This is a genomic window from uncultured Brachyspira sp. (assembly GCF_949287625.1).
Lineage (GTDB): Bacteria > Spirochaetota > Brachyspiria > Brachyspirales > Brachyspiraceae > Brachyspira.
This window is the reverse complement of sequence record NZ_CASEGO010000056.1, coordinates 1-16632: the sequence shown is the minus strand read 5'-3', so window position 1 is coordinate 16632 and position 16632 is coordinate 1. Positions and strand designations below refer to the sequence as shown.

Sequence of the window (16632 nt, the reverse complement as noted above, 5' to 3'; positions counted from 1 at the left end):
AAAAGAATACATTCTACTTTAAATTATGATACTCCTATGCTATACTTTAAGAAATTAAGGAATACTTAAATGCAATATGTATGGAACCCGTGCAAAAAAATTGTAAATTAATATAGCATTATTGTTAATAGTAGTGTATAATATTTAAGAAATTTTTTAAATGGATAGGATTATGAAATTAAGATTATCAAAAAGAGCATTACAAGAAGATTTTCAAGGTAATTTTGTTAAGATGATTTTAGAAGTAGCTGCAAAAGGTGATTTGATATCATTTGCAGGAGGATTGCCTAATCCTGCTTCTTTTCCAGTAGAGGAAATAAAAGCAGCAGCTATTAAAGTATTGGAAACTAAAGGTACTTATGCTTTGCAGTACAATAGTGCTGAAGGATACGGACCTTTAAGAGAGTTTATTGCCAATAGGTACAGAAAACAAGGTATTAATGTAGAAGCAAAAGATATTCTCATTACAAACGGCTCACAGCAGGCGTTAGATGTTATTTCTTCATGTTTGGTAGATCCAAGTGATACTGTTTTGGTGGAAGATCCGTCATATTTAGCAGCCTTACAGTCATTTCATCTATATAATCCTAATATTAAAACTATTGATTTGAATGAAGATGGAGCAGATGTAGAACAATTTAGAGAATCTATGAATAAGTATGATCATAAATTCTTTTATGCAGTTCCTAACTTCCAAAACCCAACAGGAATAACTTATACAAATGCTGTAAGAGAAAAAATAGCTGAAATAATGAAAGGCAAGGATACATTCTTTATAGAAGATAATCCTTACGGAGAATTAAGATTTAAAGGTGAGCATCAAAGATCTCTTTATACATATTTAGGAGAACAGGCTATACTTTTGGGTACTTTCTCAAAAACAGTTTCACCTGGTTTGAGAATAGGCTGGATAGTATGCGGAATTAAAGAGCTTATGCAGAAAATGACAGAGTATAAACAGCTCATAGATATGCACACAAGTACATTTGTTCAGGTGGTTGTTACTCAGTATTTTGAAGACAATGATTATGATGCACATATCAAAAAAATTATAGATATGTATGGAAGACAATGCGGATATATGCTTGAAGCTATGGATAAGCATTTGCCAGATGATATGCATTGGACACACCCAGAGGGCGGTATGTTTGTATGGGCTACGCTTCCTAAAGGAATTGATGCAGTTGAGTTTTATAAAAAGGCTGCTGAGGCTGGAGTTGCTGTTGTTCCGGGAGAGCCTTTCTATGAGGCTAAAAGAGGATTAGGTACTTTAAGACTTAATTATACTAACTCTAAACCCGAAGATATAGATAAAGGTATGTCTATACTAGCAAAAGTTATTAAAGATATGCGTAAATAATATTTTTATAATAAGAATGATATAAGGGGCTTTATAAAGCCCCTTTATTATTGCATAATAATTAATTTAATATTTTAAAATATGTAAATTTTTAGAAACATCATACAGGTATGGAGTATATAAAAAATTGTAATATATCTCTAACATATGTTTTAATTATTTTACAATATTTTAACGTATTCATTATTAACTAAAAAGATATAATATAATAAAAAATATTGCTTTTTTATTTAACCTTTTTTCGAAATAAACTGTTTATATCGTATATGACTGCCTCTCATATATAAAAATCTAAACACTATATTAAAAAAAGGAAAAAAGTATGATTAAAAAAATTAGTTTATTTTTATTATTATCATTTGTTTTTGCTAGTTTTGTATACGGACAAACAGCTAAATCTACATTGGACGGTTTATCACAATCATATAATGGTGAAATGAATGCTTCTGCTTCTTATGCTGAATATGCTAAAGTAGCAAAAAATAAAAGCGTAGCAGCTATGTTTAGAGCAGCTTCTGCAGCTGAAGCTATACATGCTAAACTTTTAAATGAGATTGCTATTTCTTCTAAATTATCATCAACTCCTTTAAAAGCTACAATTAATGCTGTAAAAACTTCTTCTGATGTTGATAATTTAAAAAGCGGTATAGCTGGCGAAACTTATGAATATACAAAAATGTACCCTGCATTCAGTAAAGTAGCTTCTGCTGAAAAAAATAAAAATGTTGCTGATTTAATGAACAGAACAGGTGCTGTAGAAAAAACTCATGCTAGCTTATATACTAAAACTATGCAGGATTTAAATGCTAATAAAACTTTACCTGAAGGATATTATCTATGCCCAGTTTGCGGATATATAGAAGCAGGAAGTGCTCCTAGCAAATGTCCTTTATGTAATGCTACAGCTAGTTCTTTTCAAGTTTTTAATTAATTAAAAGTATAAATTTATTATAAAAGAGGCAAAAGAAGCATTGATAATAATTTTTATTATCGATGCTTTTTTTATATTATATAACAATTTATAACTTGAAAAAATATTAATAGCTTATATAATATTTTCAATAATTTTTTTAATTGGAGAAATAAATGTCATCTATGAATATTATAATAATAGCATGTGCTGTTATAGTTATACTTATCATACTTTTAGTTTTAATGAAAAAATCTAAAAGCAAACCTAAAGTGTCTTTAACCAGTGCCAAAAGCAAATTTTCATTATCATCAATTTTTAATACTTCATCTATTAACGATGAGTTTTTTGCCAGTTTGGAAAATACATTGATAACGGCCGATGCTGGAGTAGAAACTACAAAAGATATTATTTCAAAATTAAGAGAGGCTATAGAAAAAGAAAATATAAAGGATCCTTCAGAAGCAAAAAAATATTTAAGAGAAATTTTAATATCAAAGTTTATATCCAAAAAAATAGAATTAAAAGATAAAAATATACTTTTTATAGTTGGAGTAAATGGTGTTGGTAAAACTACATCAATAGCAAAATTAGCCAATATCTTAAAGAAAGATCATAAAGTAATATTAGCAGCAGCGGATACATTCAGAGCAGCAGCAATAGAACAGTTAGAAGAGTGGGCTAATAGGCTTTCTGTTACAATAGTAAAAGGTCAGCAGGCTGGAGATCCTGCAAGTGTATTATTCTCAGCATTGGATAAAGCTAAGGCTGCAGATGCTGATATTGTAATAGTTGATACAGCTGGAAGATTTCATAATCAGGAAAATTTGGTAAGACAGCTTGAGAAAATGAAAAAGATAGCCACTGAAAGATTCAGTGAATTTAATTTTATACCTATCTTGGTATTGGATGCTAATGTAGGACATAATGGAATAGAACAGGCTAAAGTTTTTACAAATGCTTTAAATATACAGGGTGCTATAGTTTCAAAATTAGACAGCACTGCTAAAGGCGGAGTTGCAATAAGTATAGCTCATTATTTAGCTCTTCCTATATACTATGGAGGATTTGGGGAAAAGGTTGATGACTTTAAGGAATTTGATGCTGAAAGTTTTGTAGATTCTATATTGCAGTAAAAGTTGTATTTAGGAGTTATTGTTATGCCTTTAACTATTAAACCTTCAGAAATTTTTGGTTCTGTTTATATTCAAATGAGTAAAAGTGATGCACATAGAGCTTTAATAGCTTCTGCTTTATCTAAAAGTCCTAATATTATAAAACCTTGGATTGATAATGTAAGTATCGATATAGAAGTTACTAAAGAGGCTGTTTCTAATTTTGCAGATTTAGAACTTATTGATGACGGACTTAAAGTTGTTCCTAAAAAAGAATATAAAAAAGAATTAACTATAGATGTAAAAGAATCAGGTACTAGTTTGAGGCTTTTAATTCCTATTGTATCCGCACTTGGACTTAACTGCACTTTTGTCGGATCTAAAAAGTTATTTTCAAGACCTATGGAAGTATATAAAAATATATGGAAAGAACAGGGACTAGAGTTTTCTATTAATGAGGATTCTCTTAAAGTATCTGGCAAATTAAAAAGCGGTGAGTTTAAAGTTGCTGGTAATGTTAGCAGTCAATTTGTAAGCGGACTTTTATTTGCTTTGCCTTTATTGGAAGGAGATTCAAAGATTATAATAGAAGGAGAACTTGAATCTGCACCTTATGTTATGATGACATTAAAGACGCTTAAACATGCTAATATAGAAACTTTGAGAAAAGGAAACGATGTAATAGAAGTATACGGTAATCAGGAATATTCTCTTACTGATTATGAAGTAGAATCTGATTGGTCGCATGCTGCTTTTTTTGCTGCTGCTGGTGCTTTAGGAGGGGAGATTACTTTGTATGGACTTAATAAATATTCTATACAGGGTGATAAAGAAATACTTAATATACTTAAGTTTATGGGAGCACCTATAATTTATAATGATGATAATTCTATAACTATAAAAAAGGCAAACAGGCTTAATGCTATGGATATAGATATTGCAAATATTCCAGATTTAGCTCCTATAATAACATCTCTTGCTTCTACAGCAAAGGGAAGAACAAAATTGTACAATGCTTCAAGATTGAGATACAAAGAAAGCGACAGAATAAATGATCTTAAAGACAGCTTTAGTAAAATAGGGGCAAAAATAGAAGTTACAGAAAATGAGATTTTTATAGAGGGAATAGAAAAATTGGGAGGCGGAAAAACAACTTCTCATAATGATCATAGAATAGCTATGTCTCTTGCGGTTGCTTCTATAGTTTCAGATAATCCTATCACAATAGATGATGCTCAGTCTATTAATAAATCATCTTTTAACTTTATAGAGCAGTTTAGAAGTATTGGTGTTAATATGGTATTATAAAGTATTTAATATGCTTCTTAATAGTTCTAATTGTATATAATTTGTAACTGGTACATCTTTATCAATTATTTGTGAGTTTAAAAATACTTTCTGCTGGGTTTCATACCATTTTAATATATCACCTGATTCGCAGGCATTACTTATATCCGATGATGAAAACCATATTCCAGTATCTATTTCTTCTTTTATTGCATATATACTGTTTCCATTAAGTTTTGATACAAACTCTACAGCTTCATCTATATGATCCTTTCTATAATCCATTGCTTTTAATATTGCTCTTGAAAATTTAGATACTGTTTCCCTATGATTATTGATATATTCCAAAGTAGATACAAAACTGCTTGTTAATATAATTTTATCAGAATAATTAGTAATATCAGCAAGCATTTTATAATCACTGCCGCTTATATGTGTTGTATAAGGCTCCCAAGTAGATATAACATCAGCTTCTCTATTTATAAGAGTATTCTCCAAATTGGTGATATTAACATTTAATAAATTAATATCTTTTTTTGTAAGTCCTGCATTTTCTAAAGCTACAAGCAGCATAGCTTCTCCAGATGTACCAAAATGGGTAGCTACAGTTTTTCCTTTTAAATCTGAGATTGTATTTATATTATTAGATTTAGCTGTTATTATTTTTTCACCCTTGCTTATTCCATTCGGTATTAAAATTTGTGCTTTCCCGTCTATTATTAGATTATGAGCCGCATGTCCTATGTATGCAAAGTCAATCTCTTCTGATATCATAGACAAAATAGCCGCATGTCCGTTAAAAAATTCATATAATTCAGCATCTAAATTTTCTTCTTCAAAAAAACCTTTTTCTTTAGCTACAGCAACAGCAGAAGCCCCAGCAAATTCATATAAATATCCTACTCTTATTTTTGTTTTTTGAACTTTCTCTTCTTTCTCTTCTTTATTAGAGCATGATATGATGCTGATTATCATAAAAAGAATATAAATTATTTTCTTCATAAAATCTTCCTTAAATTACAAGTTGTTTACTATATTTTTAAGCATTTCTAATTGTATATAATTTGTTACTGGTACGGCTTCTTTTATTGTATCATAATATAAAAATACCTGCTCTTGAGCTTCATACCATCTTAATATATCGTCTGATTTTAAAGCATTTTCTATATCTGATGATGAAAACCATATACCGCTGTCTATTTCTTTTTTTACATCATCTGCTTTATTTCCTATAAGTTCTGCTGTTAATTCAGCGGCTTCATTTATATTGTATTTTCTATAATCCATTGCTTTTAATATTGCTCTTGAAAATTTTTCTGCTATTTGCGGATATTTATTAATATATTCTAAACTAGATACAAAGCTGCTTGTTAATATAATATCATCTGAATAGTTTGTAATATAAGCCAGCACCTTATAATCGTTTGTAAGATACAGCCAAGTAGATATAGCATCAGCTTTTCCATTTATTAGATAGTTTTCCAAATTTGTTATGTTTATATTCATAAGATTAACATCTTTTTTATTTAATCCTGCTTTTTTGAATGACATATAAAGCATAATTTCGCCTGATGTTCCGAAATGAGCTGCTACATTCTTTCCTTTTAAATCTGAAATACTATTAATATTAGAATCTTTATTTACTATTATTTTTTCGCTTTTACTTATCGAATTTGGAACTAAAATTTGTGCTTTTCCGTTTATGATTAAATTATGAGCTGCATGTCCTATATATGAAAAATCTATCTCTTTAGAAATTATTGATAATATAGCAGAATGACCATTATAAAATTGAAATAACTGCGCATCCAAATTTTCTTCTTCAAAAAATCCTTTCTTTTTTGCTATCGCAATTGCAGAAGCTCCTGCAAAATCCGATATGTAACCTACCTTTATCTTTATAAAATTATTTTCTGTATTTTCTTTTTCAAATTCTTTAACTTCATTTGAATTACATGAAATAATGAAAACTAGATAAAAAATAATATATATTATCTTTTTCATTTTAACTATCCATTAAAATATTTCTTTTTATTTCTGAATCTCAAACGCACAACCCTAAATAATGCTTCAGCTATAATATTTTTTGACATTTTAGATTGCCCGCTTCTTCTTTCATAAAATATAATAGGCTCTTCTTTTACTTTGTATCCGTTGCTTTCAAAAGAATAGTTCATCTCTATTTGAAAAGAATACCCTGCAGAAAGAATATTATCAAAATTCATTTTCTTTAATACTGAAGCCTTAAAACATTTAAATCCGCCTGTTATATCCATAATCTTTGAACCTAATATAAATGAAGCATATCTATTTCCATAATATGATAAAAATAGTCTTCTTAAAGGCCAATTTACAACACTTATTCCATTGCAGTATCTTGATCCTATAACCAAATCAAGTTTTTCTTCTTCCATTCTTTCTATAAATTTAATTACAAAATTAGGATCATGAGAAAAGTCAGCATCCATTTCTATTATATAGTCTGGATTATATTGAAATGAATGCTTGAATCCAGCAATATATGCAGGTCCTAATCCTTCTTTTTTTTCTCTTTTTAATAGATGAACTCTCTCATTATTTAAATACTTTTCTACAATACTTGCAGTTCCATCAGGACTATTATCATCTACAACTAATAGCTCTATGTATTCAGGCAGATTTAATACGGTGTTTATCATTTTTTCTATATTATCTTTTTCATTGTATGTTGGAAGTACTATAATCGCTTTCATTTATTGTCTGTTATCCTTCTGTTTCTATTTTGTATAGTTTCTATTTTTTTTATTTTGTTTGCATTTCTTTTTATATGATTATCTATATTAAACATTATATAGTGTACATATCTTAAATTTGATGCTGTAGGGTCTATAATATTTTTATATGAGAATACTTCATTAGTATCTACTTTATAAAATACTATATCTCCAAATAATATTATATCATTATCTTCTATGGCATTATCCATTCCTATTAAATTTATTTTTACTCCTATAGATATAGAATAGTCTATTATTTTGTATCCTACTATATAAGAGTTTTCATAATCCAATTCCATATCTAATGTATCTATTAAACTTTTAAAAGTTTTTATTTTTACTTCTTTATTTCTATATTTTACTATTATATTTTCTTTTATATCTCCTTCTTCAAAATGAAATTTTATTTCCTGCATTTGATTAAAAGGCTGTTTAATTTTTAGTTTTGAAATAAGTGTTTTTGATTTTTCTATATCTTCTTTAGACATTTCTATCGGACTTGCTAATGATAATTGATATTGTTTATTTATTTTATATTTTTCATTATCCAATGTATAGAATGAATTATCATTTCTGCTATATTTTAAATGTTTTACTATTTTATTATTTTTATTGTAGAGAGTCCATATAAACATATCAGCCAATATATTCATAATATAGTTTTTTGCAAAAACATCTCTCCAATCTTCGATAGTCCATCTTTTTCCAGTCATTAATGCTTTATACAATCTGCTTATTTGGAATTTATAGCATATTTTTATATGATTTTTTATACTATTAAATTCATCTAAAAGGTTTTTATCTAAATTGCTGTATTTATCTAATTTATTAATGTATTTGTTGGTATTATTGTCTAATATTTTATCTATATCTAATTTTTCATTTAAATATATAGTAAAAGAATATTTGTCATCTTTAAGAGTTTTTGTACCGTTTAAGTCTATTCCAAAATCAGGTATTATTTTATCGCTTAATTTATCTTCAGATATGTTTAATCTTTTAGCAACGGATTTAAATGCCAATTTTGATGTGTTTTTTATTTGGAAATATTTAAAGTTGCTTGATATATAATCAATAACTATAAGAGAGTTAATACTGCCATTAGAAGCTAATGCAGATATGGCATAATTAGCAAGAGATATTCTTCCAGATTCGCACCATTCTTTTATTTTATAAACTACTTTATCTATTTTATATTCATTTTCATATACTAAATATGGTATCATTACATATTTATAAGATGTATCAGCACCTTCATGAATCCATTTTTCATATACATTTTTTATTACAGTTACAAATGAATTAAAATCAAAATATGATATAAGTTTATCCAAATCTTTTATTTTTGTAGGATTTTTTAATCTTGAATATTCCATATATATATACTTCATTACTATGATTGGAATATTTTGATTAGTGTCTTTGCTTACAACACCATAGAGCATAGACTCATCTATACATAATAGGTTTTTTTCATATTTTTTATTGTAGTTTTTATTAACGAAGTTTACAAGAGTATTGATATCTTTAAAACCAGAATTAATAATCTTTTTATTTTTCCATTTTTTTAATATATCTTTTGCTAAATCACTATCCAAACCTTTTAAATATTCATAAGATTCTTTTTTCTTGCGGTTAATGATTTTTATAGCAGCCTGTCTTATTTTTTTTGATTTATTTTCAAGAAGAGAACATAGCACTTTACTTGAGTTAAAATTTACTTCTTTACTGTAGAGTTCATTTAAAAATGGTATGAAATTTTTGCTGTTTTTTGTTATTCTTTTTATAAAATTTTTATTTGAAAATAAGTTTTCAAAATAGTCGCTGTTGTTCTTTATAAGAGAGTAGAAAAAATTATTAAACTCTTTATTTTTTATTTGTACAGCAAATGAATCATAATATGATATTCTATCATTATAAGAGTAGAAAAATATATATGATATGATGATATCTGATAAAGTTATATCAAATGCATTTAAATAATCAAGGCTTTCCTTATATGTTATATTAAATCCTTCTTTTTCTGTTAATATTAAATATATTAAAGCTTTATAATTATTAGTTTTCAATATAATATTTAGGAGTCTTTTTGCTTTTTTTGAATATTCAGCTAATAAAAGTATATAATATATTCTGTAGTTTGTAAGAAGTGATTTCTTTATGAATAAAATATCATTAGTGTTAGGAGTTTTTTTCAAATTATATGGAGTATATGGACTTAAAGCACTAAAATATCCAAATGCCGATTTTTTTACATGAAATCTTTTAATAAGTTCATATCTTTTATCATCTTCATATATTATATCATCATTAATAACTGTAATACTATTTGGAGTGCCTAAATGTTCTACTATATTATATTTAGCATAATAAGAGTCGTATATTTTCTGCATAAGAAAATCTATTTTTTTTTCAGCTATTTTCATATTAGCTTTTTCATCTCCTTTTTTTAGGAGAATAGCAGTTAATATTAAATATATTCCGCAGTTATTGCTTTTTTCTAGTTTAGAATAGAGAGAGTAGAAATAATCCCTGTCTTTGCTGTATGTATAATTAGCTTCTCTTAGAAAATCTAGGGCATATACATCATTTTCTACTATGCCTCTGTTAATTATGCATATTTCCTTTTCTAAGTTATAGCCCTCATATCTTCTGCTAAATAAAGAACTATTAAATTTTTCCATAAAAAACTCTTAATTAATTAACTTTTATCTAAGTATTATTATACTATTATTTATACAAAAAATAAATAGTATGTATTTTATAAATTTTTTACAGCTAATTGTCCGCAGCCTGCCAAAATTTCCTGACCTTGTTTAAATCTTTCTACTACCTCAATACCATTATCTTTTAGTATAGACTTAAATCTCAATATAATATCTTTATTAGGTCTTTGAAGTTCGGGGGCATGTTCTACTGGATTCATAGGAATAACATTTACTTTGAAAGGAAACTCTTTTTTTAAATTTACAAGTCTATAAGCATCATTAACAGAATCATTAATATCTTTAATAAGCACCCATTCAAAAGTTATCATTCTTTTTCCATTTTTACTGTATCTTTTAAGTACAGCCATAAGGTTTTCAATAGGATATCTCTTGTTAATAGGCATAATTTTATCTCTCACTTCATTTTTTAATGAATGCAGAGAAACAGCAAGACGGCAGTCCAAATCTTTTTCTATAAGCTGTTTTATTCCGACTACCTCACCAGAAGTTGATATAGTAATATGTCTTATACCTAAATTAAATCCTTTAAAAGAGTTAATTGTTTCTATGGCTTTGAAGAGATTTTTGGTATTTGCCAAAGGCTCACCCATACCCATAAATACAATAGAATTTACCTTTTTTGTAACAGCTCTCATTAAAATAAATTCAGCAAGTATTTCATCAGCAGTGAGATTACGTGATAACCCCATACTTCCAGTAGCACAGAAAGCACAGCCGTATCCGCATCCTACCTGCGATGAGAGACAAAAAGTTACTCTATCTTTTTTTTGTAAAATAACAGATTCTATTTTTTTCTTATCATATAATGAAATTAATAATTTTCTTGTTCCATATTCATCTTCAGATATAGTTTCTATTTTTGAATTATGTATAAAATAGTTTTCATCAAGTAATGCTCTTAAAGTTTTAGGTATATTGCTCATATCTTCGAAACTTACAGCGTACTTTTTATATATCCAATCAAGTACCTGAGAAGCATGGAACTTTGGAAAATTATTTTCCTCACAGAATTTAGATAAATCCTCTTCTGAAACATTCATTATAGATATTTTTTTTGACATAGTTTTTTGTATATATTTTTAAATTAACTTATAACCTATAAGCCTTTAATCAAACTCCTCAGCAGCTTTTTGTAGGCGGAGTAGGGGAAGAACTTGAAGAGCCTGCAGCACTGTTTTTTGCTTTGTAATCATTTACGTAAAAGCCTTTTCCTTTAAATATGATACCGCTATTTAAAGATATCATTCTTTTAGCTTCGCTGCCGCATTCTGGACAAGTAGCTTTAGCTTCTGCAGTTATTGATTGAAACTCTTCAAATTCATGACCGCAGTTTTCACATTTATATTCATAAGTTGGCATAATTTTTCCTTTTTAATTTTTAAAAATTAATTGCTAATAAATATATTATGTGAATAAAAATATGTCAAGTATATTTATTTACAGATAATATATATCATTAGACTTGTTTTAAAAGTACTTGACAAATAATTTTAATAGTTTATTGTTTTATGCTAAATTATATAATATTAATTATCATGCAAATCATATGTTTTACATGTTGTATAATTTATAATTTTAATATGTAAATATGTAGTCTTTTTGCTTCTTTGGGTCACCAAAAGAAGTGGGGGTGCGGGGGCTAGTCCCCGCAATTATAAATAAAAATAGTTTTGAAACAAGTCTATTATATTAAAATTATAAATATTATTTATAATATATCACTATATATCTATGATATTGCAGCATGACTATTTTATAAAATCTTTTTTATAAAATAGATGTAATTTATATCAAAACTAATTTTTTATAAGCTTTATAATTATTTATTTCTCTAAATACGAATATGAGAATTTATACTGAGCAAACGGAATATAAAATACATCTTTCAGTCTTGGACTTTTTAATACAGCAGGTTCAAAGTATGCTATAGGTATTATAACAGCCTCATCTTCTATAAGTATTTTTTCTGCTTTATGCAGTTCTTTCATTCTAATGTTCTGATCTATTGTTTTTGAAGCAGTTATTATTGCATTATCAAATTCTTTATTTGTAAATAGAGAGTGATTTTTATATGAATAGCTTACAAACATACTTAAAAAAGTTGTAGGATCATTATAGCTTCCAGTCCAGCTAGCTGCTGCCATAGTGTAATTTCTTTCTGTTCTAAATGCATGGATAAAAGGAGCAAATTCCATTTGAGTAAGTTTTACATCTATTCCTAGATTAACTTTCCACATATTCTGCACCGCCTCAAACATAGGTATATCATTACTAAATGTAAGTGCAAATTCTAATACTGGGAAGCCTTCCCCATTAGGATAACCAGCCTCAGCCATTAATCTTTTAGCTTCTTCAACATTTTTTTGATAATCCGCTTTATTAGTGCTTATATATTCTCCCGCATTATCTCTGAAATAACCCTCAGCATCAGTAACTCCCCAAGGTACTAATGCCCCTGCAGGTCTTCCAGATTTTAATACATTATCTACTATATAGTTTCTGTCTATAGCAAGTGATAATGCACGTCTTACTCTTTTGTCTTTTAAAACAGCGTTTGTAGTGTTTAAGGCATAATACTGCGTTCCTATTCTAGTTGCAGTATCAATCAAGCCTTCTGCCCTTAATGTATCTATATCCTGATAAGGAAATTGATCAGAAAAATGCAAAGAACCCTCTTTGACTCCTGCTACTGAAGAATTAGGATTATCCATAAGTACAAATTTTATTTCTTGAGCTGCTATAGTATCAGCATTCCAATAATTTGTATTTTTTACAACAGTGATGCTTTCATCAGTTTTTCTCTCTTTTAAAAGAAAAGCACCGTTTCCTATACATGTTTCAGGATTTCTTGTCCAGTTATCAGGATCTTTTTCTACCATGTCTTTTCTTACAGGAGAAAATACTGGAAGATTTACAAGTTCTAAAAAGTATGCAGTAGGATATTCTAGTTTAACTTCCAAAGTATAATCATCTATTGCTTTTATTCCAAACTCATCTGCAGGCAAATATCCGCCATTAACATTTGAAAAATTTAATATAGGCTCAAATAAATAACTAGGCTCGCTTGCAGTTTGAGGGTCAACAACACGCTTCCAAGAATATTCAAAATCCTGAGCTGTTAATGGTTTTCCATCAGACCATTTACCGTTTGTTCTTAAATGGAATATATATGTAAGTCCGTCATCAGAAATATCCCAGCTTTCAGCAGCACCTGGCTGTATTTCTATGTCCTTATATTTTGTAGTTAAACATTCAAATAAATGAGTTACATAAGTAGAACCTTGTAATGTTATGTTTAGAGCAGGGTCTATAGTTTTCGGCTCTGAGCCTAGATTAACACATATTGTACTGTCATTTTCTGATGCGTTATTTTTAGAGCATGATATAAAGATAGCAAATATGATCATTATTAAATAAAACTTTTTCATCGTACCTAACCTTAGTATAGTTATTTGGAGAGAATTATATTTTATAATTTTGTATTGTCAACCATAAATTAGTTTTTGATATTTTTATATGATATATTTTTTGTATATTTCAAAATTTAAAAATATTATTAATAAAATATCATATATGAGAAAATTATTTAAATTAAGAAGTTAATAATTAAACGAGTATACAATAAATGAAAATAAATTAAAAGATATTATACTAGAGAAGATTTAAAATGATTATATTAAAATGTTTATTAACTTTAATAATTCATTTTTTTATATGTATTTATGTTTTTTATAACTGATTTTATATTTATTTAATATAATTTTTGTTTTCAATATATTGACTTTAATGTTTTTCATGTTATTATACATAATAATAAATTGATTGGGATAAAAAAATGTATTTATTAGAAAATGTTTATATGTCTATTTATTTCTACAATAATTTTTATTTTCCCGAGACAATCTCTCTATAATAAACCGTGCGTTTATTCTAAATAACAATATTATTATATTACACTTATCTTTTAAGGAAGCTTTATGAATTATAATGTTAGTAGAAGTATATTTTTAGGTGATTTGCCTATAGGAAAATCTTTTTTCTTTAGAATAGAAAATTCTCTTTTAATATCAGATAAAGACGATATCATAGAAATAGTTTCATTTTCTGATAATTTGGAAAGTGATTTAAAATCGTACTGTGTATTTAAAGGTGAAACATTTCTTGATAAAATAAAAAATAAAGAATTGTATAGTTATTATATTAAGAAAAAATCTAGCACTAATTTTCCTAAATTTGACACTGATAAATTAGAATTAAGAAGCTATCCAGAATCAAATATAGGTCTTGCACCAAGAAACAGTGTAGCTGAAAATGGTTCACCTGATTATGGTTTTGATTTGGATTATAAAGAAGATATATGGAATAATAATATAACAAAGCTTTACGAAGATACAAAAAAGAGCCAGTGGAATAGTTCTTCAGATATAGAATGGAATGAAATACCTAATTATGATAAGGATATGGAATTTGCTATAGCACAAATTATGACATATTTAACTGAGAATGAATTTTCTGCTTTATATGTTCCTAGTAAATTCATATCAAAAATAAGTCCTTATTTTTATGAAGTACCTTTATTTTTGTCATCACTTATGAATGATGAAGCGAGGCATATAGATGCTTTTATTAGAAGGGCTAATATCAATGGCATGGGAGTTCAGTATTCTTCAATAATAACTCAAAATTCATTATATACTTTGTATAAAGAAAATAATTATTTAAAATCTAGTTTTTTGCTTCATATAATGGGTGAAGGTACTTTTGTAGATTTGTTAAGTTTTTTAGAAAAATACACACAAGATGAAGCTACTAAAAAACTTTTAAGATTAGTTAGAATAGATGAATTAAGACATGTAGCTTATGGCATGAATCATATAAAACAAGTTTTAAAATACAATCCTAAAAAAGTTAATATTTTAAAAGAAGCAGTTTTTAAAAGAAAAGAATATTTAGATGAGTTAAACGGAGAATCTACTTTGCTTATAGAGTCTATGGCATTTCTAGCAGGCGGCGGTACATCATATAGTCAGTATAAAACAGGTATGGATTTGGTAGGAGATCTTAAAGAAAAAATGCATATTAATAGAGTTCAAAGGCTTGTTGATATAGGTATAGATGAAGATTTAGCTGTTGATATATCTAAAAGACATACGCCTAATTTCATGTGATTATCAGTATTATTTTTATATAAATTACAAATATTTTAAAAAAGGAGAATTAAAAAATGAGTAAAATTTTTGATGATGCAATTGAATTTGCAAAAAAATATGTTGCACCTTATACGGAAGATGTAGACAAAAATGCAAGATTCCCAAAAGAAGCTTATAATGAGCTTAGAAAACAAGGTTATATGGGTCTAGTAGTTCCTAAAGAATACGGCGGAATGGGCGGCGGAGCCAGAGAACATGCAGAAGTTGTTCATGCTTTAGCTAATTATTGTGCTACTACAGCTTTGTGTTATATGATGCATAATGTAGCAACTTTATCTATAGTATTTTTTGGAAGCGATGAGCAGAAAAAAGAGTTTTTACCAAAAATAGCTAAAGGTGAAATAGCACTTGCTTTGGCTTATAGTGAAAGCGGAAGCGGTACACATTTTGGAAGTCCTGATATGACAGAAACTAAATCAGGCGATAAAATCATACTTAAAGGAAGAAAAAGTTTTGTAACTAGTGCTTTATTTGCTGATTATTATTTAACTCTCACAAACTCCTGTGAAAATAAAGGTACTTTAAATAACTGGTTAGTTAATCACAAATTAAATGGAATGGTTCATGAAGAAAATAAATGGGATGGTTTAGGTATGAGAGGTAATGCTTCTATGCCTGTTTGTTATAATGATGTAGAACTTGATACATTCTACAGAGTTGGAAAAGAAGGGGACGGCGGAAATCAGGCTATGAGTATTACTGCATATTTTGTATTTGGTCTTGGTGCTGTTTATAGCGGACTTGCTAGGAATGCTTATAATTGTATATTGGACTATACAAAAAATAGAAAATATACTGACGGAAAATCTTTAGCTGATATAGAAATGGTTAGAGTTAATTTAGCTGAAATATATACTAGAATGCAGTCGGCTGTTGACTTTACATTTGCTGCTGCTAATGCAGTTGAAAATAAAGAAGCTGATGCTACTTTAAAAGTATTCGGATGCAGAATTAATTCTATTGAGGCTGCTGCATACTGCTGTGAAAAAGCTATGAAATTGGGCGGAGGAAATGCTTATGCTAAAAGACTTCCTTTAGAAAGATATATGAGAGATGCTTTGGCTGCTCCTGTTATGGCACCTGGTATTGATGTATTAAAAACTTGGCTTGGTTATGCTATAGTATTATAAAATAAAATTAAGAAAATATTATTTGTATTTAAGGAGTGTTTAAGAGCCATAGATATTGCACACTTTTATTTTAAAAAAAGAAGGTATTCCTTATAATTTAAATTGCTATAAATAACCCCAAAGGAATACCTATGA

The 16632-nt window shown here is 27.7% G+C and carries 13 protein-coding genes; 6 read left to right on the top strand and 7 right to left on the bottom strand.

The annotated features are described in order from the left end of the window. Window positions 1-172 precede the first annotated feature (172 nt). The 4 genes from Q1X91_RS09645 to aroA all read left to right on the top strand — a co-directional run bounded on the left by Q1X91_RS09645 (window position 173) and on the right by aroA (window position 4693). Entirely contained in the window at window positions 173-1360 is a 1188-nt protein-coding gene (locus tag Q1X91_RS09645; RefSeq protein ID WP_300756455.1) for a PLP-dependent aminotransferase family protein, read from the top strand. Between the two features lie 322 nt (window positions 1361-1682). Then, entirely contained in the window at window positions 1683-2291 is a 609-nt protein-coding gene (locus tag Q1X91_RS09640; RefSeq protein ID WP_300756453.1) for a rubrerythrin family protein, read from the top strand. Between the two features lie 155 nt (window positions 2292-2446). Next, window positions 2447-3406 carry a signal recognition particle-docking protein FtsY gene (gene ftsY, locus Q1X91_RS09635; RefSeq protein WP_300756450.1) on the top strand — a complete coding sequence of 320 codons (960 nt, stop codon included), beginning with the start codon at window positions 2447-2449 and terminating at the stop codon, window positions 3404-3406. A 24-nt stretch (window positions 3407-3430) separates the two neighbouring features. Beyond that, window positions 3431-4693 carry a 3-phosphoshikimate 1-carboxyvinyltransferase gene (gene aroA / locus Q1X91_RS09630; RefSeq protein WP_300756447.1) on the top strand — a complete coding sequence of 421 codons (1263 nt, stop codon included), beginning with the start codon at window positions 3431-3433 and terminating at the stop codon, window positions 4691-4693. Here the strand turns inward: aroA and Q1X91_RS09625 are convergent. The 7 genes from Q1X91_RS09625 to Q1X91_RS09595 form a co-directional block, all read right to left on the bottom strand. After that, window positions 4688-5674, bottom strand: coding sequence for an ABC transporter substrate-binding protein (locus Q1X91_RS09625; RefSeq protein ID WP_300756444.1), 987 nt, complete (start codon window positions 5672-5674; stop codon window positions 4688-4690). The genes aroA and Q1X91_RS09625 overlap by 6 nt on opposite strands. A 15-nt stretch (window positions 5675-5689) precedes the next feature. After that, window positions 5690-6676, bottom strand: a complete 987-nt coding sequence (locus tag Q1X91_RS09620) for an ABC transporter substrate-binding protein (protein ID WP_300756441.1) — start codon at window positions 6674-6676, stop codon at window positions 5690-5692. Window positions 6677-6681: 5 nt separating this feature from the next. Continuing rightward, the gene (locus Q1X91_RS09615) at window positions 6682-7404 is read right to left on the bottom strand and encodes a polyprenol monophosphomannose synthase (protein ID WP_300756439.1); all 723 of its coding nucleotides are present in this window, start codon (window positions 7402-7404) and stop codon (window positions 6682-6684) included. Continuing rightward, window positions 7401-10112, bottom strand: coding sequence for a DUF4132 domain-containing protein (locus Q1X91_RS09610; protein WP_300756434.1), 2712 nt, complete (start codon window positions 10110-10112; stop codon window positions 7401-7403). Before Q1X91_RS09610 ends, Q1X91_RS09615 begins: the two co-directional genes overlap by 4 nt. A gap of 77 nt (window positions 10113-10189) precedes the next feature. After that, window positions 10190-11218 (bottom strand): 23S rRNA (adenine(2503)-C(2))-methyltransferase RlmN, encoded by a 1029-nt coding sequence (gene rlmN, locus Q1X91_RS09605; protein WP_300756431.1) that lies wholly within the window; start codon window positions 11216-11218, stop codon window positions 10190-10192. A gap of 58 nt (window positions 11219-11276) precedes the next feature. After that, a complete protein-coding gene (locus Q1X91_RS09600) occupies window positions 11277-11516 on the bottom strand; it encodes an FmdB family zinc ribbon protein (protein WP_300756428.1) in 240 nt (79 codons plus the stop codon). Window positions 11517-11980: 464 nt separating this feature from the next. Beyond that, the gene (locus tag Q1X91_RS09595) at window positions 11981-13585 is read right to left on the bottom strand and encodes a peptide ABC transporter substrate-binding protein (protein WP_300756427.1); all 1605 of its coding nucleotides are present in this window, start codon (window positions 13583-13585) and stop codon (window positions 11981-11983) included. 549 nt (window positions 13586-14134) lie between these two features. Between Q1X91_RS09595 and Q1X91_RS09590 the strand changes: the two genes are divergently transcribed. Both Q1X91_RS09590 and Q1X91_RS09585 read left to right on the top strand, forming a co-directional pair. Continuing rightward, complete coding sequence (locus Q1X91_RS09590; RefSeq protein ID WP_300756425.1) at window positions 14135-15325, top strand: ferritin-like domain-containing protein; 1191 nt, start codon at window positions 14135-14137, stop codon at window positions 15323-15325. 56 nt (window positions 15326-15381) lie between these two features. Next, complete coding sequence (locus tag Q1X91_RS09585) at window positions 15382-16497, top strand: acyl-CoA dehydrogenase family protein (RefSeq protein ID WP_300756422.1); 1116 nt, start codon at window positions 15382-15384, stop codon at window positions 16495-16497. Window positions 16498-16632: the final 135 nt, after the last annotated feature.

Coding starts and splice junctions, on each gene's coding strand:
- Q1X91_RS09595 (WP_300756427.1), bottom strand. CDS start 13,585: ATGAAAAAGTTTTATTTAATAATGATCATATTTGCTATCTTTATATCA.
- aroA (WP_300756447.1), top strand. CDS start 3,431: ATGCCTTTAACTATTAAACCTTCAGAAATTTTTGGTTCTGTTTATATT.
- ftsY (WP_300756450.1), top strand. CDS start 2,447: ATGTCATCTATGAATATTATAATAATAGCATGTGCTGTTATAGTTATA.
- Q1X91_RS09625 (WP_300756444.1), bottom strand. CDS start 5,674: ATGAAGAAAATAATTTATATTCTTTTTATGATAATCAGCATCATATCA.
- Q1X91_RS09615 (WP_300756439.1), bottom strand. CDS start 7,404: ATGAAAGCGATTATAGTACTTCCAACATACAATGAAAAAGATAATATA.
- Q1X91_RS09590 (WP_300756425.1), top strand. CDS start 14,135: ATGAATTATAATGTTAGTAGAAGTATATTTTTAGGTGATTTGCCTATA.
- Q1X91_RS09640 (WP_300756453.1), top strand. CDS start 1,683: ATGATTAAAAAAATTAGTTTATTTTTATTATTATCATTTGTTTTTGCT.
- Q1X91_RS09620 (WP_300756441.1), bottom strand. CDS start 6,676: ATGAAAAAGATAATATATATTATTTTTTATCTAGTTTTCATTATTTCA.
- Q1X91_RS09600 (WP_300756428.1), bottom strand. CDS start 11,516: ATGCCAACTTATGAATATAAATGTGAAAACTGCGGTCATGAATTTGAA.
- rlmN (WP_300756431.1), bottom strand. CDS start 11,218: ATGTCAAAAAAAATATCTATAATGAATGTTTCAGAAGAGGATTTATCT.
- Q1X91_RS09585 (WP_300756422.1), top strand. CDS start 15,382: ATGAGTAAAATTTTTGATGATGCAATTGAATTTGCAAAAAAATATGTT.
- Q1X91_RS09645 (WP_300756455.1), top strand. CDS start 173: ATGAAATTAAGATTATCAAAAAGAGCATTACAAGAAGATTTTCAAGGT.
- Q1X91_RS09610 (WP_300756434.1), bottom strand. CDS start 10,112: ATGGAAAAATTTAATAGTTCTTTATTTAGCAGAAGATATGAGGGCTAT.